The organism is Rhizobium sp. BR 250, from assembly GCF_047445855.1.
Classification (GTDB): Bacteria; Pseudomonadota; Alphaproteobacteria; order Rhizobiales; family Rhizobiaceae; genus Agrobacterium; species Agrobacterium tumefaciens_I.
Genome location: NZ_JARWKW010000008.1, coordinates 114,030 through 133,468, shown reverse-complemented (window position 1 = coordinate 133,468; position 19,439 = coordinate 114,030). Strand labels below are relative to the sequence as shown.

16 protein-coding genes are annotated in these 19,439 nt (G+C 60.7%); 13 read left to right on the top strand and 3 right to left on the bottom strand.

Going from position 1 to position 19,439, the window contains the following annotated elements:
* Positions 1-30 precede the first annotated feature (30 nt).
* Complete coding sequence (locus tag QD336_RS14720) at positions 31-375, top strand: formate dehydrogenase subunit delta (RefSeq protein ID WP_269343389.1); 345 nt, start codon at positions 31-33, stop codon at positions 373-375.
* Between the two features lie 115 nt (positions 376-490).
* Positions 491-2,143 carry an OFA family MFS transporter gene (locus QD336_RS14715; protein ID WP_499171176.1) on the top strand — a complete coding sequence of 551 codons (1,653 nt, stop codon included), beginning with the start codon at positions 491-493 and terminating at the stop codon, positions 2,141-2,143.
* 169 nt (positions 2,144-2,312) lie between these two features.
* Here QD336_RS14715 and QD336_RS14710 read toward each other — a convergent pair whose 3' ends face one another.
* From QD336_RS14710 to QD336_RS14700, 3 genes are read right to left on the bottom strand one after another with little or no spacing between them, the layout of a single operon-like run.
* Positions 2,313-3,209 (bottom strand): dihydrodipicolinate synthase family protein, encoded by an 897-nt coding sequence (locus QD336_RS14710; protein WP_499171175.1) that lies wholly within the window; start codon positions 3,207-3,209, stop codon positions 2,313-2,315.
* 32 nt (positions 3,210-3,241) lie between these two features.
* Positions 3,242-4,123: an SMP-30/gluconolactonase/LRE family protein gene (locus tag QD336_RS14705; RefSeq protein WP_499171174.1), complete on the bottom strand. Its 882-nt coding sequence runs from the start codon at positions 4,121-4,123 to the stop codon at positions 3,242-3,244.
* 54 nt (positions 4,124-4,177) lie between these two features.
* Positions 4,178-4,897, bottom strand: a complete 720-nt coding sequence (locus tag QD336_RS14700) for a FadR/GntR family transcriptional regulator (protein WP_499171173.1) — start codon at positions 4,895-4,897, stop codon at positions 4,178-4,180.
* Between the two features lie 300 nt (positions 4,898-5,197).
* On the opposite strand from QD336_RS14700, the gene QD336_RS14695 reads away from it, so the two are divergent.
* The 11 genes from QD336_RS14695 (at position 5,198) to QD336_RS14645 (ending at position 19,436) form a co-directional block, all read left to right on the top strand.
* Complete coding sequence (locus QD336_RS14695) at positions 5,198-7,147, top strand: ABC transporter substrate-binding protein (RefSeq protein WP_499171172.1); 1,950 nt, start codon at positions 5,198-5,200, stop codon at positions 7,145-7,147.
* Positions 7,148-7,268: 121 nt separating this feature from the next.
* Positions 7,269-8,255, top strand: coding sequence for an ABC transporter permease (locus QD336_RS14690; protein ID WP_142841996.1), 987 nt, complete (start codon positions 7,269-7,271; stop codon positions 8,253-8,255).
* A gap of 9 nt (positions 8,256-8,264) precedes the next feature.
* Positions 8,265-9,389 carry an ABC transporter permease gene (locus QD336_RS14685; protein WP_499171171.1) on the top strand — a complete coding sequence of 375 codons (1,125 nt, stop codon included), beginning with the start codon at positions 8,265-8,267 and terminating at the stop codon, positions 9,387-9,389.
* A gap of 8 nt (positions 9,390-9,397) precedes the next feature.
* Positions 9,398-11,122, top strand: coding sequence for an ABC transporter ATP-binding protein (locus tag QD336_RS14680; RefSeq protein ID WP_499171170.1), 1,725 nt, complete (start codon positions 9,398-9,400; stop codon positions 11,120-11,122).
* 44 nt (positions 11,123-11,166) lie between these two features.
* Positions 11,167-12,354, top strand: a complete 1,188-nt coding sequence (locus tag QD336_RS14675) for a galactarate dehydratase (protein WP_499171169.1) — start codon at positions 11,167-11,169, stop codon at positions 12,352-12,354.
* Positions 12,341-13,207, top strand: a complete 867-nt coding sequence (locus tag QD336_RS14670) for an aldose epimerase family protein (RefSeq protein ID WP_499171168.1) — start codon at positions 12,341-12,343, stop codon at positions 13,205-13,207. Before QD336_RS14675 ends, QD336_RS14670 begins: the two co-directional genes overlap by 14 nt.
* A 136-nt stretch (positions 13,208-13,343) precedes the next feature.
* The gene (locus QD336_RS14665) at positions 13,344-14,144 is read left to right on the top strand and encodes a FadR/GntR family transcriptional regulator (protein WP_499171167.1); all 801 of its coding nucleotides are present in this window, start codon (positions 13,344-13,346) and stop codon (positions 14,142-14,144) included.
* A 79-nt stretch (positions 14,145-14,223) separates the two neighbouring features.
* Positions 14,224-15,732, top strand: a complete 1,509-nt coding sequence (locus QD336_RS14660; RefSeq protein WP_499171166.1) for an ABC transporter substrate-binding protein — start codon at positions 14,224-14,226, stop codon at positions 15,730-15,732.
* A gap of 67 nt (positions 15,733-15,799) precedes the next feature.
* Entirely contained in the window at positions 15,800-16,747 is a 948-nt protein-coding gene (locus tag QD336_RS14655; RefSeq protein WP_006311351.1) for an ABC transporter permease, read from the top strand.
* 10 nt (positions 16,748-16,757) lie between these two features.
* Positions 16,758-17,630, top strand: a complete 873-nt coding sequence (locus QD336_RS14650) for an ABC transporter permease (RefSeq protein WP_269343415.1) — start codon at positions 16,758-16,760, stop codon at positions 17,628-17,630.
* Between the two features lie 21 nt (positions 17,631-17,651).
* Complete coding sequence (locus QD336_RS14645) at positions 17,652-19,436, top strand: gamma-glutamyltransferase family protein (RefSeq protein ID WP_499171165.1); 1,785 nt, start codon at positions 17,652-17,654, stop codon at positions 19,434-19,436.
* Positions 19,437-19,439 lie beyond the last annotated feature (3 nt).

Genomic DNA, 19,439 nt, shown 5'->3' with positions numbered 1-19,439 from the left:
CGGCGTGGGAGCCGGCGCGGGGAGTAGGTCATGTTGCTCAACCACACCGATGAAAAGCTGGTGAGAATGGCGAACCAGATCGCGACGTTCTTTCTGTCGCAATCGGAAGATATTCGCATCGAAGGTGTTGCCACGCATATCAACAAGTTCTGGGAACCGCGCATGCGGCGCCGGTTCTTCGAGATGGTGGATGCCGGGGCGGGTGATTTTCTGCCGCTGGTGCTTGCCGCGTCGAAGGAGATAAGGCGGCCCGGTGATCCGGCAGCCGATGCGGTGGGTCTCGGCGACGATGCGAAGGGCGCTCCGGGCGGGAAGGGACCAATTGCGGGTGAGTCCCTTTCGGAGCCGAGCGTGCCGGAAAGCACAGGGGCTTGAGCGGCGCGGCCGCAAAATCAGACTTTTGGCCGGACAGGGGACGTTCGGCGACATTGGCGTTCACCAGGCGGGGCGAACGTGACATGTCCAGACATTCACGAGGGAGGTAATGTCAATGGCAGTAGCAGATGCAAAAGCGGGAGAGGCGGCGCAAGCCGGGTTTTTGGACCGCGAACGAATAATCGCAAGACCGGGTTTTAATCGCTGGCTGGTGCCGCCGGCGGCTCTTGCCATTCATCTATGCATTGGCATGGCCTATGGCTTCAGCGTGTTCTGGCTGCCGCTGTCGAAGGCGCTGCCGGCGACGGACCCCAGCTGCTCCAACCTCACGCTTGTCGGGGCGCTGTTTACCACTGAGTGCAACTGGCGTGTGGCCGATCTCGGCTGGATCTATACGCTTTTCTTCGTTCTTCTGGGTTGCTCTGCGGCCATTTGGGGTGGCTGGCTGGAAAGAGTGGGGCCACGCAAGGCCGGCTTCGTTTCCGCCTGCTGCTGGTGCGGCGGTATTCTGGTGGCGGCAGTCGGGGTCATCACGCATCAACTGTGGCTGATGTGGCTGGGCGCCGGCGTCATCGGTGGCATCGGGCTTGGGCTCGGCTATATTTCGCCCGTATCGACGCTGATCAAATGGTTTCCGGATCGTCGCGGTATGGCGACGGGCATGGCCATCATGGGTTTCGGCGGCGGTGCGATGATCGGTGCGCCGCTTGCCAATCTTCTGATGAACAACTTCAAGACGGATGTTTCGGTCGGCGTCTGGCAGACTTTCGTCGTCATGGCCCTGATCTATTTCGTCTTCATGATGGCGGGTGCCTTCGGTTACCGCATTCCGCCATCGGGCTGGCGCCCGGAAGGCTGGACGGCGCCCTCCGCCAAAAGCGCCATGATAACCCATCGCCACGTGCATCTGCGCGATGCGCACAAGACACCGCAATTCTGGCTTATCTGGGCGGTGCTGTGCCTGAACGTTTCGGCGGGCATCGGCGTCATCGGCATGGCTTCGCCCATGCTGCAGGAAATCTTCGCGGGCTCGCTGATCGGCTTGCCCGGCGTGGGCTTTGCGGATCTCGATGCCGGGCAGAAGGCGCAGATCGCGGCGATTGCGGCCGGCTTCACCGGTCTGCTTTCGCTCTTTAACATCGGTGGCCGCTTCTTCTGGGCGTCGATGTCCGACAAGATCGGCCGCAAGAACACCTACTTCTGCTTCTTCATTCTCGGCATCATTCTTTATGCGCTGGCGCCGACGCTGGCGACGATGGGCTCCAAGGCGCTCTTCGTTCTGGCTCTCGGTATCATCCTGTCCATGTATGGCGGTGGTTTCGCCACCATCCCGGCCTATCTCGCCGATATCTTCGGTACGCAGTTCGTGGGTGCTATTCACGGTCGCCTGCTGACGGCGTGGGCGACTGCCGGTATCGCCGGTCCGGTCGTCGTCAACTACATCCGCGAGGCGCAGATCGCGGCGGGTGTGGCGCCGGGACCAGCGCTCTATACCAGCACCATGTATATTCTGGCGGGCATGCTGGCGATCGGCCTTGTGGCCAATGCTTTCGTGCGGCCGCTTTCGGACAAGTGGTTCATGTCGGATGCGGAAGTGGCGGCGCTTCAGGCGAAGACCGCTGCCGCCAATGCCGGCCCGACGGGTTCCTTCGGCATCGGACGTGGCGGCCTGGACACCAAGGCAGCCCTTGCCTGGGTTGCGGTCGGTATTCCGCTTCTCTGGGGCGTGTGGGTTACCGTGAGGAGCAGTCTCGCGCTGTTTGGCTGAACATCCGCTACCTCGGTCGTGCAGGATCTGTGCACGACCCGGAAAGCATATGCCGGCTCATGGCCGGCATATCACCTTATCGAAGCGAAAAGAGGCTGCGGTTCAGATCACGTCAGATGAACCGCCTCCCGGTATTCGCAAAATGTGCAGCTTGCCGGTCTGGCGTCCATCAACGCCAACTGGCAAGCAGTCCTTCAAGTGTTGCGCGATCGTCTTTGTCCAGTCGGGCAAGTCCCGGCGCGCGCACCGGGCCAACCTTGAGCCCGAGAATTTCCATGGCTTCCTTCACCACTGTCACATTGGCGCCGTTGCGATAGCGCGTCCGCAGCCGTTCGAAGAGTTCGATCTTTTCAACGATCTTCCGTGCCGCTGAAAAATCGCCGGCCGTCAGGGCATTGTGAACCTGCAGGGAGAATTGCGGAGCCACGTTGACGAGCCCGGATGTGAAGCCGCGTGCACCGACTGCCGAAAAGGTGGGTGCCCAGCTTTCCGCAAGGCCGCAGACATAAAGAGCGCCCTTCGGATTGGAAGCGGCAATCGCCCGCGACAGAAGCATGATGTCTGTGGTCGCGAACTTGATGCCCGCAACATTCGGGTGGCTGGAAAGCCTTACCATGTCATCGACAGAAAAACCGTCCGCACGGACATAGGCGACAAGCGGCAATTCGCTGCCCTCCGCCAGACCGACGAAATAGTCGATCTGCGATTGCGGCGCCGCAAAAGGGTCGACCGGCTGATGCGACATGACGGCGGATGCGCCCATTTCTTTTGCCTGGCGGGCCATGGCGAGAGCCTCGCGCTGCGAGCGTCCAATCGCCGCCGTGACCGGGGCTTTCCCGCTGACACCTTTTATCGCGGCCTCATAAACCTTCAGAATTTCCGCGGGCGTCAAGGCGTAGAATTCACCGGTATTGCCCGCCGCGACGATATTATGGATGCCTGCCTTTGCAACACGGGCGTAAACCTCGGCGGTGACACCGGTGTCTACTTCGCCGCTTGCATCATAAGCCGTTACCGGAACGCCGGAGATACCCTGCAGGGCCTGGCGAAAATCGAATGTCGTCATCAACTGGGTTCCTTAAGGGTCAAAGGTCATCTTCAGATGGAGAATTTGTGAACGGGCGTGCCGGCGACGGGGGCATCGAATGCCACAACGGTGCCGGCGGTGGTGATGCCGTCCGTCTCGGTGACGAGACTTGTCAGATAGATCGTTTTGAGGTCCGGACCGCCGAAACACGGCATGGTCGGCCCCCTGAACGGCAGCCTGTAGACTTCGAACAGTTCGCCGTCCGGCGAAAAGCGATTGAGACGCCCGGCCTGAACGCCAGCGCTCCAGTAGCAGCCTTGGCTATCGGTTGCCGCGCCATCCGGCCTGCCTTCGTCCGGTGCGAAATCGTGGAGACGTTCAGCCGGGCCGAGCCTGCCCGTCGCGACATCGAAATCGAACGCCTGATACATCAGCCCGCTGCTGTCGGAATGATACATGCGCCTGCCATCCGCGCTCCAGGCAAGCCCGTTGGATGTGAACATGCCGCCATCGATGATGCGTTCGATGCCGCCATCAGGCGCGACGCGATAGAGGCGCGCATTGCCTGTCTGTATGGTGGCCTCGTCGCGGGTTCCGACCCAAAAGTGGCCGTCCGGGCCGACCTTTCCGTCGTTGAGGCGGCTGTCAGGCCGCCCTTCGTCCGGGTCGCATAGAAGTTCGAGCTTGCCGTTTGCGGGATCAAGAAGATGCACGCCGGTTTTCAGGCCCGCCACGATCAGGCCATTGTCGCAAAGACCGAGACACCCCACCTCAGCTGGCATATCGTATCTGTCGAGCTTTCCGCCCGGATGCAGGCAGAAAATGGCGGGGGCGAGAATATCGACGAACCACAGATTGCCGGTCCGCTCGTCCCATGCCGGTGATTCTCCAACCTTTAACGGCGTATCGACAAGCGAGCGGAGTTTCGGTTCCATGATGCGCGGCTGGCTCACTGATTATTCTCCATCGCCCTGTACGGTCTCGTCTTTCGAATTGCGGAAACGGCTCTAGCTGCCGACACCCTGAAACATGCGGGCGCGTGCCTTCAGGATGTGGTCTTTCATTGCGTCATGCGCGGCCTGCTCCTGCCGTGCAAAAATCGCTTCCACGATTGCGGTATGTTCGTTCTGCACCTCGCGCACATGTTGCGGCGTGCGCTTGAGGCTGAGGCTGCGTGTCACCGACTGGCCGATTGCGAAATGCGGCTTGAACCAGATCCGCACGGTGATGTGGAACTGGTTATGGCTCGCTTTGGCGATGGCTTCGTGCAGGGCAAAGTCTTCCTCCGCACCAAGATCGTTGCGCTCCAGACACTGTTCCAGCGCCGCAAGGGCCTGCTCGATACGGGTTTTGTCGGCGGCCTGCCAGTTGCGTGCGGCAAGTTCGGCGGCTGCAGATTCAAGGCCGGACCGGAATTCGAAAAAACGCTGTACGTCGGCAAGCGAGCCGACAGGCACCTGCTGTAACACGGACGAATCCGGCTGCTGGCGCACATAGGAGCCCGACCCCTTCTGGGAGACGATAAGTCCATCGTTTCGCAGCCGCTCCAGGGCCTCGCGCACGACCGGCCGGGATGCGCCGAATAACGACGCCAAATTCTGTTCCGATGGCAGCCGCTCGTTTACGGGAAACCGCCCGTCCGAAATCATGCCAACGATCTTTTCGTAGATGATGTCGCTCAGCCTGGTCTCGCCTCGAGCGGCGGCAGATGCGGTTTGATTGTCCATCAGCAGCCCTTCCGTTGCAAATCGCTGAAGTTAATGGATTTCCTGCATTTCAATCGCAACAGAAATACCGGGATTTTTGTGAGCGAGGCGCCGTCGTGCCGATTTTTTCTTCAATCCTGATCCTGAAAACCGGTCTACGAATAAAAAATATGTAAAAATCTGTCAATACTTGTAATCATCTGAAAACGCCCATATGGTCTGCCCCTGCCGATGGAGGATCGGTGTACTGGCTGGCCGGGAGGGCCGTTGCGGTACGGTGAAAGCCGTCTCGCTGCCGGTGATTTTTTGGGAGGATAATCGATGCGCGATGGCGATGCATTTTCACTGGGCGTGACGCGCCGAACCTTCATGGCGGGGCTTGGGGGCGTCGCCGCCCTTTCCGTCATCGGGACCTCGGCCAGGGCTGCCACCGGCAAACAAGCGCCGGCACTTGAAGCGCTGGTGAAGGATGGCAAATTGCCGCCTCTGGCCGAGCGTCTGCCGAAAAATCCGATGGTGGTGACACCGCACGAGAAAGTCGGCACCTATGGCGGCACGTTGCGCCGTGGCCTGCGCGGTTCGTCCGACCATAACGGCATCCTGCGCATGGTCGGCAATCAGGGGCTCGTCCGCTGGAACATGGACTTCACCGAGGTTCTGCCGAACCTTGCGGTGAAATGGGAGGTCAACGAGGACGCTTCGCAATTCACCTTCCATCTGCTGGAGGGCGCAAAATGGTCGGACGGCCATCCTTTCACCTCAGATGACGTGGTGTTCGCCATCGAGGATTGCATCAAGAACAAGGAGCTTTACAGCGCCACGCCTGCGCAGCTTTCCGTGGCCGGCAAGGCCGTCGATGTCGAAAAGGTCGATGATTTCACGGTGAAGTTCAAATTCGCGGCGCCGAATGCGCTTTATCTCGAAAACCTCGCCACCCCGCTCGGCCAGCATCCGACGCTGTTTCCCAAGCATTATTGCAGCAAGTTCCTGCCGAAATACAACACGGCGCTGGATGCCGATGTGAAGGCGGCTGGCGTCTCCAGCTGGACGGAACTGTTCCGGGCCAAATGCGGCGATATCGAAATTCCGTCCCGCTGGTCGAATGTCGACAAGCCGACGCTTGACCCCTGGGTGGTGAAGGAACCCTATTCTGGCGGCGCGACCCGCGTGGTCATGACCCGCAACCCGTATTTCTGGCAGGTCGATACCGAAGGCAACCAGCTGCCCTATATCGATGAAATCAATTTCGGCATTTCGCAGGATGTGGAATCGCTGATGCTGAACGTCATTTCCGGCAAGATCGACATTCAGGAGCGCCATATCAGCGTTCTCGCCAACAAGCCCACCCTGTCGCAGAACATGAAAAAGGGTGACTACCGCCTGCTGACGCTGGTGCCATCAGCCGCGCAGCAGTGCCAGATCTATCTGAACATCACCCACAAAGACCCGGCAATGCGCAAGATGTTCGCCGACAAGTCCTTCCGTCAGGCGCTGTCCATCGCGCTCAACCGGCAGGAAATCATCGACATCGTCTATTTCGGCCAGAGCGAGGGATACCAGGCCGGGCCACGCCCGACACACCCCTGGTATAATGAAAAGCTGGCGCGCCAGTTCACCGAATACGATGCTGACAGGGCGAATGATCTGCTCGACAAGGCCGGTTACGACAAGAAAAACGGCAACGGCATGCGGTTGCGGCCTGACGGCCAGCCGGTCTTCTTCTCGATCGACGTCATCCCGACGCTCTATCCCGATCTGGTCGATGCGCTGGAACTGGTGAAGGCGCAGTGGGCGCAGATCGGCGTCGATATCAAGGTCAACACCATCGAACGCGCGCTGTACTACACACGCGGCGATGACAACGCCCATGATGCGGCGGTCTGGCCCGGCCCCGGTGGTCTCGATCCGATGCTCGACCCGCGCGATTTCTTCGCCTTCCATCCGCAGGGGTCGCGTTACGCCATTCCGTGGGCGCTCTGGTACACCTCGAATGGCCAGAAGGGCGAAGAGCCGCCGGAAAGCCAGAAGAAGCGCTTCAAGCTGTTTGACGAGGCGCGCTCGACGGCCGACCTTGCCAAGCGCGGCGAGAAGATGAAGCAGATATTCGATATCGCGGCGGAAGAGTTCGAGACGATCGGCCTCTGCCTTGCTGTGGGCGGCTTTGGCATCATCCGCAACAATCTGCGCAATGTGCCGGAAACGGAACCCGACAGCTGGACCTGGCCCAATCCCGGCCCGGCGCTGCCGCAACAGTTCACCTTCACAAGCTGACATCGCCACATGGGCGTCGCTGCCTTAACGCGGCGACGCCTCTCAGGTTGTTTCGACCGGCCACGAACCGTTTTTCCTAGGGAAGGCGGTGCTTGCGGCCCAATGTGATTGCGAGAGCGACATGCTGCTTTTTATCGTAAAACGCCTGCTGTGGATGATACCGTCCCTGTTTGCCGTCAGTTTCCTTGCCTTTGTCCTCATCCAGCTGCCGCCCGGCGACTATGTGACGACTTACATCGCAACGCTTGCCGCCTCCAACGAGGTCATCGACCACAACACGGCGGCGCAATTGCGTGAACGCTTCGGCCTCGATGACCCGATGATCGTGCAATATCTGAAATGGATATGGGGCATCATCAGCCGCGGTGATTTCGGCATTTCGTTCGAATGGCAGCAGCCGGTTTCCGGCCTCATCTGGGAGCGCATGGCGCTGACGCTGGTTCTCGCCGTCGCCAGCCTTCTCGCCACCTGGGCCATCGCCCTTCCGATCGGCGTTTTCTCCGCCGTGCGCAAATATTCGATCGGCGATTATCTCTTCACCGCCTTTTCCTTTTTCGGCCTGTCCATACCGTCGTTCCTGCTGGCGCTGGTGCTGATGTATGTGGCGGCGGTGGAGTTCGGGGCCGATGTCGGCGGCCTGTTTTCGGCGGAATATGAAACGGCGTCCTGGAGCATTGCCAAGATGATCGACCTGATGGCCCATATCTGGCTGCCGGTCGCCATCCTTGCGGTGTCTTCCACCGCAAGCCTCATCCGCGTCATGCGCGCCAACATGCTGGACGAATTGCCCAAGCCCTATGTGACCACGGCGCGGGCGAAGGGGTTGTCCGAGTTCAAGCTGCTGACGAAATACCCGCTCAGAATTGCGCTCAACCCGTTCATTTCCACCATCGCATGGCTGCTGCCCAATCTCATTTCGGGCTCCGTGGTGGTCGCCATCGTGCTCAATCTGCCGACGGCCGCACCGCTGCTTCTGCAGTCGTTGATGGCGCAGGACATGTATCTCGCCGGCGCTTTCGTGCTGTTGATCTGCGCGCTGACGCTGATCGGTTCGCTTATCAGCGACATCCTGCTTGCGCTGGTCGACCCGCGCATCCGGCTCGAATAGGAGGGCGCCATGAGCGATATCACCATCACCACCAATGCCCGGCAGGACCGCGCCGCCGTCGCCTCGCAGTGGCAGCTTATCTGGTGGGCATTCAAGCGCCACAAGCTGGCCATGGCCGCCCTGTTCATCACCATCGCCATGTATATCGTTGCGCTGGTGCCCGGTTTTTTCACCATCAACGATCCGGTGCTGCAGAATGCCCGCGCCACCTTCCATCCGCCGCAACGCGTTCATTTCATCGATACGACCGAGGGTTTCTCGCTCGGGCTGCATTATTATCCGCTGAAGCTGACCCGCGATCCTGAAACGCTGGCGGCGGTTTTCGTCGAGGATACGGCGAAGAAAATCCCGGTCCAGCTTCTCGGTCGTGGATACGAATATTCGGTATTCGGCCTCTTCACCACGGATATCCATCTGCTGGCCTCCACCGATAAAACGCGTCCGCTCTTCCTCTTCGGCGCGGATCGCCTCGGGCGCGATGTCTTCAGCCGCGTGGTTCAGGGTGCGCAGGTTTCCCTGTCTATCGGTCTTGTCGGCGTGTTTTTCTCGCTGCTGCTCGGCGTCGTTCTGGGCGGTATCTCCGGTTATTACGGCGGCCGCATCGATTTCGTCATGCAGCGTGTGATCGACTTCGTACTCTCGCTGCCCACTATTCCCATCTGGCTGGCGCTGGCTGCCGCCCTGCCGCAGGGCTGGCCTGCCACGCTGCAATATATGATGATCACCATCATCCTGTCCCTGACCGGCTGGGCGCAGCTTGCCCGCGTCGTGCGCGGCCGGTTCCTGTCGCTCAGAACCGAAGAGTTCGTGGCGGCGGCCCGGCTGGATGGTGTGCCGGAAGGGCGCATCATCTTCCGCCATATGCTGCCGAGTTTTTCCAGCCACATCATCGCCTCGGTCACGCTTGCGGTTCCGGCGATGATCCTTGCGGAAACCTCGCTGTCCTTCCTCGGCCTCGGCCTTCAGCCCCCCACCATCTCCTGGGGCGTGCTGCTTCGCGAGGCGCAGAATATCCGCTCGATCGCAACCGCACCCTGGCTGTTCCTGCCCGGTGTGGCGGTCGTCATTGCCGTCATGGCGCTCAATCTGCTCGGTGACGGCCTGCGTGATGCAGCCGACCCCTATAACAAATGAGGCCCCGGATGAGCGATATTCTCTCCATGAAGCCAGCCAAGCCGCTGCTCGAAGTGCGCAATCTGGTCACCGAATTTCCGGTGAGGAACGGCGTTTTCCGGGCGGTCAACGATCTGTCCTTTTCCATCGATCCCGGCAAGACGCTCTGCGTCGTCGGCGAAAGCGGCTCCGGCAAATCCGTCACCGCCCGCTCCATCCTGCAGATCATCGACAGCCCCGGCCGGATCGCGTCCGGATCGATCGTCCTCAACCGCGCCGACGGCACCTCTTTGGATCTGGCAAAGCTCGATCCGCGCAGCCGGGCCATCCGCTCGGTGCGCGGCGCTGACATCGCGATGATCTTTCAGGAGCCGATGTCGTCGCTTTCACCCGTGCACACCGTTGGTGACCAGATCACCGAAGTCCTGCGCCTGCATCTGAAGATGAGCAAGGCACAGGCGCGGGCCGAGGCCATCGAGCTGTTGCGGCAGGTGGAAATCCCCAATCCTGAAAAGGCACTGGATCGTTATGCCTTCCAGTATTCCGGCGGCATGCGCCAGCGCGCCATGATCGCCATGGCGCTCGCCTGCAAACCGCAACTGTTGATCGCCGACGAACCGACGACGGCGCTTGATGTGACGACACAGGCCGAAATCCTCGACCTGATATCGCGGCTGCAAAAGGCGCATGGCATGGCCGTGCTGTTCATCACCCACGATATGGGAGTGGTGGCGCAGATTGCCGATGACGTGCTGGTCATGCATCACGGCGTCGCCAAGGAATATGGCACCGTTGATGAGATATTCCACAGCCCGCAGGACCCCTATACCCGCATGTTGATCGGCTCCGTGCTGAAGCTGGAGCAGAAGGCGGAAATCCGGCTTGCGCGGCCTCCGCTCGATCTTGCGGTAGCGCCTGTGCTCGAAGTGAACGACCTTTCCATGCATTTCGGCGAGATGAAGGCGCTGGATGGCGTCTCGATCAAGCTGCTGCCCGGCGAGACGCTCGGCATCGTCGGCGAAAGCGGCTCCGGCAAGACCACGATGGGCCGCTCCATCATGCGTCTCTACGATCCGACCGGCGGCGCGATGCTCTATCGCCGGGCGGACGGCAGCGTGGTTGATCTGGCCAAAATCGAAGGTGCCGAGCTGAAAGCCGCACGGCGCGAATTGCGCATGGTGTTTCAGGACCCCTTCGGCTCACTCAATCCACGCATGACGGTGGCGCAGGTCATCGGCGAACCGTTGCTGGTCAACGGCATTGCCAGGGGCAGGGAACTGGATGAACGCGTCTGCGCCCTGATGGAGCAGGTGGGGCTGGATCCGACCGGGCGTGAACGTTACCCACACGCTTTTTCCGGCGGCCAGCGCCAGCGCATCGGCATCGCCCGCGCCATCACGCTGAAGCCGCGCATCATCGTGGCGGATGAGGCAACCTCGGCGCTCGATGTTTCGGTGCGATTCCAGGTGCTGGATCTGCTCATGCGGCTGCAGGACGAGCTGGGGCTCGCTTATATCTTCATCAGCCACGACATCGGCGTCATCCGCTACATGTGTGACCGCGTCGGGGTGATGTATCGCGGCAAGCTGGTAGAAGTGGGAGATGCCGAAAAGGTCTGCAACGCGCCGGACCATCCCTATACGCAGGCGCTTCTTTCCGCCATTCCGCGCCCGGATCCACGCGACCGGGATCGCACCCGAAGGTTCCGTTATGTCGAGCCATCCGAGATCAAGAACGGGGTTGCGGCCCGATAATATCGCGGCCGTTGCATCCTGCAATTCATGAGGAAGACTGAAGCATGAAAATCGATCGCATGCGGGTATTCGTCACCCGCGACAAGGACCGTCCCCGCGTTGTCGTCGCTCTCGATACCGATGACGGTTTGACCGGCTGGGGCGAATGTTACAATCACGGCCCTGATCTCGCCTTGCCGCCGTTGCTGGATTACCTCTACGGCTTCCTTGCCGGGCAGGACCCGACACGGGTTGAATATCTCTACAATCTTCTTCTCCAACAGAACCGCTTTCCGCCCGGCGCGCTTGGCCTTTCGGCCATCTCGGCGTTAGACCATTGCCTCTGGGACCTTGCTGCCAAGGCGGCGGGGGTGCCGGTCTACAAGCTGCTGGGCGGCGAAGTTCGCGATCGTATCAAAGTCTATGCCGGCGTCTATACGGCGCCGGATGCACCGGCGGCAAAGGAAGAGTTCGACCGGCTGAATGAGGATTGGGGCTTCACGGCCTTCAAGCTCAGCCCGTGGCGCCTCGATATCCACGCGCATCGCTGGGGTGAGGTGGTGCGCAGTTCGGCCGAATATTTCCGCTCGCTGCGTGAAACCGTGCGACCTGACTACGATATCGCCTTCGACGCCCATGCCAAGATTTTCGAGCCCGCCGCCGCCCGCCAGCTTGGCAACGCGCTTGCCCCTTACGATCCGCTGTTCTTCGAGGAGCCTTTGCGCCCCGAAAACATCGAGATGTGGGGAGACCTGAAACAGGGGCTGAACTGCACGCTCGCTACCGGTGAAAGTCTCTATCATCGCAATGAGTTCCTGCGCCTTCTTCAGGTAAAAGGTGCGGATATCATCCAGCCTGATATCTGCGTCGTCGGCGGCATTTCGGAGATGCGCCGCATTGCCACGCTTGCGGAAGCCCACTTCGTCAGCATCGCGCCGCATAACCCGATGGGGCCGCTCGCCACCGCCGTCAACGTGCATTTTTCCGCTGCCCAGCAGAATTTCCGTATTCTCGAATACCGGCTGCCAAAAGGGCAATGCTACGTCTATGGCGGCACAGATCTTGAAAAACGCGAGGATGAAACCCGTTATGTCGTCGACCCCTATCTGCCGAAGGACGGATATCTGGAACTGAGGCCGGATCGTCCCGGCTGGGGTGTCGAGATGGATGAAAAAGCCATGCAGGAGGATGGCTACATTCATTGGCAGAGACGGGTGCCGAAACGGCCTGACGGCTCCTATGCCTTTGCCTGAGACGGTTGCGATTGCCTGCGGGCCGCTTTCGGCCCGCCTGCGCCCCGCATGGGGTGGCAGGATGACGCATCTGCACCATGCGGACCACGGCGATATTCTGGTGCCGACGGGCGAGGGCGGTTTCGAGCCGCTCAACTGGCCGCGCGCCGGCGCATACCCGCTGTTTCCTTATCACAACCGGCTTTATGGCGGCTCCTTCGTTCATGCGGGCATCCGCCATGACCTGCTGCCACATCCAGCTCTTGCGCCGGATGCCATGCATGGGCCTGCGCACCGCCGGCCGTGGGAGATTTCCGATCTGGCTTCCGATCGGGTTGGGCTGGTACTCCACTATGAGGCTGATGGAGAATGGCCTTTTCCCTTCCGCGCTGAGCAGTCCTTTCTGCTTGAAGACGGCGGCCTCACCGTTGGTCTGTCGATCACCAATCTCTCGGATGTGCCCGCGCCCATGGCGCTCGGCTGGCACCCCTATCTGGCTGCCGGACTTGGCTGCAACGCGCACACGGATGCAAGGCTGCAATATCCGCTGGACGCGCAGAACGTGCCGACGGGCCAGCCCGCAATCCCTCGCCAAACCACCGCCATTCCCGCGGCGACAGGATACACGCTGCATTACACCGACTGGTCAAATGTGCATCTCCAATTTGACAGGTTTTCGCTGTTGATCGAGGCCGATCCCGTTTTCAGCCATCTGGCCGTCCACCGTATGGACCGCTATCTTTGCCTCGAGCCGGTTTCCATGGTGGCCGGAGCGCTCGGTCTGCCGGAGACGCAGCGGGAAGCGTTTGGTGTCAGGATCGTCGCGCCCGGCGAGCATCTGTCAGGGCGCATCCGGCTTTCCATCGGCTCTTGAGGGCGAGCAGGGAGGCGAGAGCGCCATGCCCCTGCCGCCTGTCTTCACATTCAAAAAAACGCCGTCTGCCCATATTTTGAGCGTCAAAAATTGTAGCTCAAAAATGCGCTTGACGTCGGCGAAAATTTCTCACCAAATGAACCAATATCAGATTGGTTCAGACAAATGGTGCGGTGTGGCAGCAGGCCCTAACGACAATTCCAACTACGCCTTAGCGCGGTTGCGCGACTATATTCAGACGAATCATCTCGACAGGGATGGGCGTTTGCCGACGGAGCGGGCCTTTGCGGAGAGTTTTAACGTTGGCCGCCGGTCGACCCGCCGCGCGCTGGAGGTTCTGGAAGCCGAAGGCCTGATATGGCGGCGGCAGGGGGCTGGAACCTTTGTGGGTGAAAAACCGGACGATTGGTCCGCCCAGGTCACGGAACTGGTTGCCGGCACGGATTTCATGGAAATCATGGAAGTGCGCCTGCGCATCGAGCCACAGCTGGCGCAGCTTGCGGCCATGCGCGCCAAGCCGGCCGAGGTGGAGCGCATGCGCGCCCTTGTCGAAAAGACCGGCCAGAGCACGGATGCCGACGCCAAGGAATTATGGGATGGCTCGCTCCATCGCCAGATCGCCCAGAGTGCCGGCAACAAGCTCTTCCTGTCGATCTTCGATGTCGTCAACCGCATTCGCCAGGACGATGCATGGCAGTCGATCCGTGAGCTTGCCCGGCGCAGCGGCACGAATGGCAGGGCATCTTTCGAACAGCATATGGCCATTGTCGAAGCCATCGCCGACCGTGATCCGGCACGCGCCGGTGAAGCCATGCGCCAACATCTTCTCATGCATCAGGAACGGCTGATCCGCGCCACCTCGCTCGGCTTTCTGGAGGAAGGCACCGGGGAGGGCAATGCGGCCGAGGCCGATAATTCGCTGACCGAGGCCTCTTGAGGCCACGGATGAAAACTGTCGTCCCGTAAAGGGGAGGCCAATGACAAAAAGTCAAAATAACCAGACCAGAGGAACGAACATGAAGAAAATCCAGACACTGACTGCGGCGCTGCTCGCCAGCGCATTGCTCTCCTCGCCGGCGCTATCGTCCGAATTGCGCATCGGCCTCAACGACGATGCCGATGTGCTCGACCCCGCGCAATCGCGCACCTTCGTCGGCCGCATCGTCTACACCGCCATGTGCGACAAGCTGGTGGATATCTCGCAGGACATGAAGATCGTGCCCCAGCTCGCCACCGAATGGGCATGGTCCGAAGGCGGCAAGGTGCTGACCATGAAAATCCGCGATGGCGTCAAGTTCCACAATGGCGAGACGCTTGATGCGACTGCCGTGGTCGCGACCATCGAGCGCAACATGACGCTGCCGGAATCGCGCCGCAAAAGCGAACTCTCCTCGGTCGAGAAGGTTGAGGCGACGGGACCGCTGGAGGTGAAATTCACGCTGAAGACGCCTGACGTTACCCTGCTGGCGCAGCTTTCCGACCGCGCCGGCATGATCGTTGAACCCAAAGCGGCCAAGGAACTGGGCGCGAATTTTGGTTCGAAACCGGTTTGCGCCGGGCCGTTCAAATTTGTCGAGCGTATCCAACAGGACCGTATCGTGCTCGAGAAATTCGCTGATTATTGGGACAAGGACAAGGTCCTCGTCGACAAGGTTGTCTATCTGCCGATCCCAGATACAACCGTGAAGCTTGCGAACCTTCGCGCAGGCGATCTCGATATCGCCGAACGCATTTCGGCGTCAGATGCGGAATCCGTCAGGAACGACGCCAAGCTGACCTATGCCGATGTGATCGGGCCGGGTTACATGGCCATGTATGTCAACATCAACAATGGCGCGCGTGCGGATAATCCGCTCGGCAAGGACAAGCGCCTGCGTCAGGCATTCTCTTATGCGATCGACCGCGAGGCGATCGGCCAGATCGTTTTCGAAGGCACGTCCAAGGCCGGCAATCAGGCTTTCCCGCCCACAAGCCCCTGGTTCGACCAGAACCTGGCCGTGCCGCCGCGTGATATCGACAAGGCCAAGCAACTGATGAAGGAGGCGGGTTACGAGACGCTCGATGTCGAGCTTCAGCACGCCAACAACACCACGCAGACGCAGATGATGCAGGTCATCCAGTCCATGGTGGCCGAGGCCGGTTTCAACGTCACCCTGAAGGCGACCGAATTTGCCACGCTTCTGTCCGAGCAGACGGCTGGCAATTACCAGCTCAGCCGTTCCGACTGGTCGGGGCGTATCGATCCGGATGGCAACCTGCACCAGTTCGTCACCTGCAAAGGCGGCATCAACGACGTGAAATATTGCAATCCCGAGGTCGACAAGCTGCTGAACGAGGCCCGCGCCTCGACCGAAGATGCGGTCCGCAAGGAAAAATACGATGCCGCAAGCGTCATCCTCAACGATGACATGCCGATCATCTATCTCGGCCACCAGCCCTATGCCTATGCCATTTCCAACAAGGTCAAGGGCTGGGCGCCGTCGCCTGACGGCATGATCCGCCTTCTCGGCGTTTCCAAGGACTGATCGCTTCGCATAGGCCGCACGGTTTGCCGTGCGGCCGCCAAGACCGGACCCAAACGGGGGCAATGCCATGCCTGTTTATATCGGCAAGCGACTGCTGGTCGCGATCCCGACGCTTCTCATCATTTCCATCTTCGTTTTTTCCCTGCAGAAACTCCTGCCGGGCGATCCGGTTCTTGCCATGGCGGGCGAGGAACGCGATCCCGCGACGATTGAATTCCTGCGCGAGAAATATCGCCTCAACGACCCCGTTCCGCTTCAATATCTCAACTGGCTGGGTGGTGTGGTGACGGGTGATTTCGGCATTTCGCTGCGCACCAACCAGCCGGTGCTGGAACTGATCGGCCAGAAGCTGCCGGTCACCATTCAGCTGGCTGTCATGGCGATGTTCTTTGCCATGGTCATCGGAATTCCCATCGGCATCCTGGCCGCCGTGAAGAAGAATACGTGGATTGATTATACGGCCAATATCGTGGCGCTTTCCGGCCTGTCCATCCCGAATTTCTGGCTCGGTATCATGCTGATCCTGCTGGTGTCGGTGAAGCTTGGCTGGCTGCCGGCATCCGGTTACGAATCGATCTTCGTCGACCCTGTCCGTTCCATCGAAACCATGATCATGCCGGCCTTCGTGCTGGGCAATGCGCTTGCGGCAACGCTGATGCGTCATACACGTTCGGCCATGGTGGCGGTCTTGAGTTCCGATTATATCCGCACCGCCCGCGCCAAGGGGCTTTCGCCGCGCGAAATCATCCTGTCGCACAGTTTCCGCAACGCGCTTCTGCCGGTCATCACGCTGCTGGCGCTGCTCTTCGGCGAGTTGCTGGCCGGCGCCGTCCTGACGGAGCAGATATTCACCATTCCCGGCTTCGGCAAGATGACGGTCGATGCGGTGTTCACGCGGGACTACGCCGTCGTGCAAGGCATCGTTCTCTGCACCGCCGTCGGTTTCATCCTCATGAACCTTCTGGCCGACATTGCCTATGTCCTGCTCAACCCCCGCCTCAGGGCGACGATCTGAGGCTGATATCATGACCGTTCTCGATCAAAATTTATCCATACCGACGACACGGCAGGAAAGCCGCGCCTGGAAAAAAATGAAGCGCAACAAATCGGCGCTTGTCGGCATGGTCATCGTGCTGTTTTTCGCCGTGCTTGCCATCGCCGCACCGATCCTGCCGATTGCCGACCCGGTTGCGACCAGCTGGTCCGCCATCCGCAAGGCGCCGTCGGCTGCCCACTGGCTCGGCACGGATGACCTCGGTCGCGATATTCTCTCGCGCATGATCTATGGCGCCCGCGCCTCGCTGATGGCCGGCGTCGTCTCCGTGATGATCGCGGTGGTGATCGGCGTGCCCTTCGGCCTGATTTCCGGTTATTTCGGCGGCTGGGTGGATATGGTCATCTCCCGCATCACCGAAGCGCTGCTCGCCATGCCCTTCCTGATCATGGCGATCGCACTTGCGGCCTTCCTCGGCCCGAGCCTTACCAATGCGATGATCGCCATCGGCCTTTCCGCCATGCCGATCTTCGTGCGGCTGACGCGCGGGCAGGTGCTCGCCGTCAAGATGGAGGATTATGTCGAAGGCGCAAGGTCCATCGGCCTCAACCATATCGATATCATGACCCGTTACATCCTGCCGAATGTCTTTGCCCCCATCATCGTGCAGGCGACGCTGACGGTGGCGACCGCTATCATCGCGGAGGCGAGCCTTTCCTTCCTCGGTCTCGGCCAGCAGGCGCCGGCGCCCTCCTGGGGTTCAATGCTGAACACCGCGAAGAATTTCCTGAGCCAGGCGCCATGGATGACGATGTGGCCCGGCATCGCCATCTTCCTCGTCGTCATCGGTTTCAATCTTCTGGGCGATGGCCTGCGCGATGCGCTCGATCCGCGCGAAGCATGATTTTTTACAAGGAATATCGGAATGACTGAATTCACCACACGCCCTGAAATCCTTGGCACCTTCGGCGTCGTCACCTCAACGCACTGGATCGCGTCGGCCGTTGGTATGGCGATCCTCGAGAAGGGCGGCAATGCTTTTGATGCCGCTGTCGCCACCGGTTTTGTCCTCCAGATTGTCGAGCCGCATCTCTGCGGTCCGGGCGGAGATATGCCGGCCGTGTTTTATTCGAAGCAGAAGGACAAGGTGGAAGTCATCTGCGCACAGGGGCCGGCCCCAAGCGGCGCCACGATTGAACATTACACCGCTGAAGGGCTGAAGCTGATCCCCGGCAACGGGCTGCTCGCCACTGTCATTCCCGGCGCCTTCGACGGCTGGATGCTGATGTTGCGCGATTATGGCACGATGAGCGTGCGCGAGGTGCTGGAGCCCGCCATCTATTATGCCGAACATGGGCATCCGACGTTGCCGCGTGTCTCCGCCACCATCAAGGGGCTGGCCGATTTCTTCGAGAAGGAATGGCCGACATCATACGAGACATGGCTGCCGGGTGGCGCCGCGCCCGAGCCTCACGCCAATTTCCGCAACCCGGTTCTGGCCGCGACCTATCAGCGGATCATCACCGAAGCCGAGGCGCGTTCCGGCCGCGAGAACCAGATCGAGGCGGCACGCGATGCCTTCTATCGGGGGTTCGTTGCGGAAGCTATCGACAGTTACGTAAGGTCGGCGGAGGTTATGGATGCCAGCGGCGCACGCCACAAGGGCGTGCTGATGGCGCAGGATATGGCCGGGTGGAGCGCAACCGTCGAAGCACCGCAGACGCTTGACTATCACGACTGGACGATTGCCAAGACGCCCGCCTGGGGACAGGGCCCGGTTCTCTTACAATCGCTCGCACTTCTGAAGGGCTTCGATATTGCGGCCATGGACCCGTCCGGTCCCGATTTCATCCACACCATCGTTGAAGCCATGAAGCTCGCCTTTGCCGACCGCGAGGTCTATTACGGCGATCCTGAATTTGGCCAGATACCCACCGAATATCTTCTCTCTGAAGGCTATAATGCCGGACGCCGCGCGCTGATCGGTAGCGAGGCCTCGCTGGAGTTGCGCCCCGGCACCGTGCCGGGTTACGAAAAGCAGGTGGACGCCACCATGGCCATGCTGGCCGAGATGAGCGGCAAGGGCACCGTCTACGAGCCGACCATGTCGCATCTGACGGAAAAGCGCGGTGACACCGTGCATATCGATGTCATCGACCGCTGGGGCAACATGGTTTCCACCACGCCGTCAGGCGGCTGGCTGCAATCCTCGCCCATCGTGCCGGGTCTCGGTTTTGCTCTCAACTCGCGCGCCCAGATGTTCTGGCTGAAGGAAGGCCTGCCGACCTCGCTTGCGCCGGGCAAACGCCCGCGCACCACGCTGACGCCCTCGCTCGCGCTGCATCAGGGTCGCCCCTCGATGGTCTTTGGCACGCCGGGCGGCGATCAGCAGGATCAGTGGCAGCTGCCCTTTTTCCTGCGTTATGCGCATCACGGCAAGAACCTGCAGGCGGCCATTGACATGCCGCTGTTCCACACCGCGCATTTTCCGGGTTCGTTTTATCCACGCACCAGTTCGCCGGGCGAAATCACGGTGGAAGGCACGGTGGGCGAGGCAACACTCGAGGCGCTTCGCCGTCGCGGCCACCGGGTCACGGTTGCCGATGGCTGGTCGGTCGGGCGGCTCACCGCCGCCCGCCGCGATGCCGACGGCCTGCTGCGTGCCGCCGCGACACCGCGGCTGATGCAGGCCTATGCGGTGGGGCGGTGAGAC

Bases quoted from the DNA above. Each gene is read 5' to 3' on its own strand.
- QD336_RS14720 (WP_269343389.1), top strand. From the start codon at position 31: ATGTTGCTCAACCACACCGATGAAAAGCTGGTGAGAATGGCGAACCAG.
- QD336_RS14715 (WP_499171176.1), top strand. From the start codon at position 491: ATGGCAGTAGCAGATGCAAAAGCGGGAGAGGCGGCGCAAGCCGGGTTT.
- QD336_RS14710 (WP_499171175.1), bottom strand. From the start codon at position 3,209: ATGACGACATTCGATTTTCGCCAGGCCCTGCAGGGTATCTCCGGCGTT.
- QD336_RS14700 (WP_499171173.1), bottom strand. From the start codon at position 4,897: ATGGACAATCAAACCGCATCTGCCGCCGCTCGAGGCGAGACCAGGCTG.
- QD336_RS14695 (WP_499171172.1), top strand. From the start codon at position 5,198: ATGCGCGATGGCGATGCATTTTCACTGGGCGTGACGCGCCGAACCTTC.
- QD336_RS14690 (WP_142841996.1), top strand. From the start codon at position 7,269: ATGCTGCTTTTTATCGTAAAACGCCTGCTGTGGATGATACCGTCCCTG.
- QD336_RS14685 (WP_499171171.1), top strand. From the start codon at position 8,265: ATGAGCGATATCACCATCACCACCAATGCCCGGCAGGACCGCGCCGCC.
- QD336_RS14680 (WP_499171170.1), top strand. From the start codon at position 9,398: ATGAGCGATATTCTCTCCATGAAGCCAGCCAAGCCGCTGCTCGAAGTG.
- QD336_RS14675 (WP_499171169.1), top strand. From the start codon at position 11,167: ATGAAAATCGATCGCATGCGGGTATTCGTCACCCGCGACAAGGACCGT.
- QD336_RS14670 (WP_499171168.1), top strand. From the start codon at position 12,341: ATGCCTTTGCCTGAGACGGTTGCGATTGCCTGCGGGCCGCTTTCGGCC.
- QD336_RS14665 (WP_499171167.1), top strand. From the start codon at position 13,344: ATGAACCAATATCAGATTGGTTCAGACAAATGGTGCGGTGTGGCAGCA.
- QD336_RS14660 (WP_499171166.1), top strand. From the start codon at position 14,224: ATGAAGAAAATCCAGACACTGACTGCGGCGCTGCTCGCCAGCGCATTG.
- QD336_RS14655 (WP_006311351.1), top strand. From the start codon at position 15,800: ATGCCTGTTTATATCGGCAAGCGACTGCTGGTCGCGATCCCGACGCTT.
- QD336_RS14650 (WP_269343415.1), top strand. From the start codon at position 16,758: ATGACCGTTCTCGATCAAAATTTATCCATACCGACGACACGGCAGGAA.
- QD336_RS14645 (WP_499171165.1), top strand. From the start codon at position 17,652: ATGACTGAATTCACCACACGCCCTGAAATCCTTGGCACCTTCGGCGTC.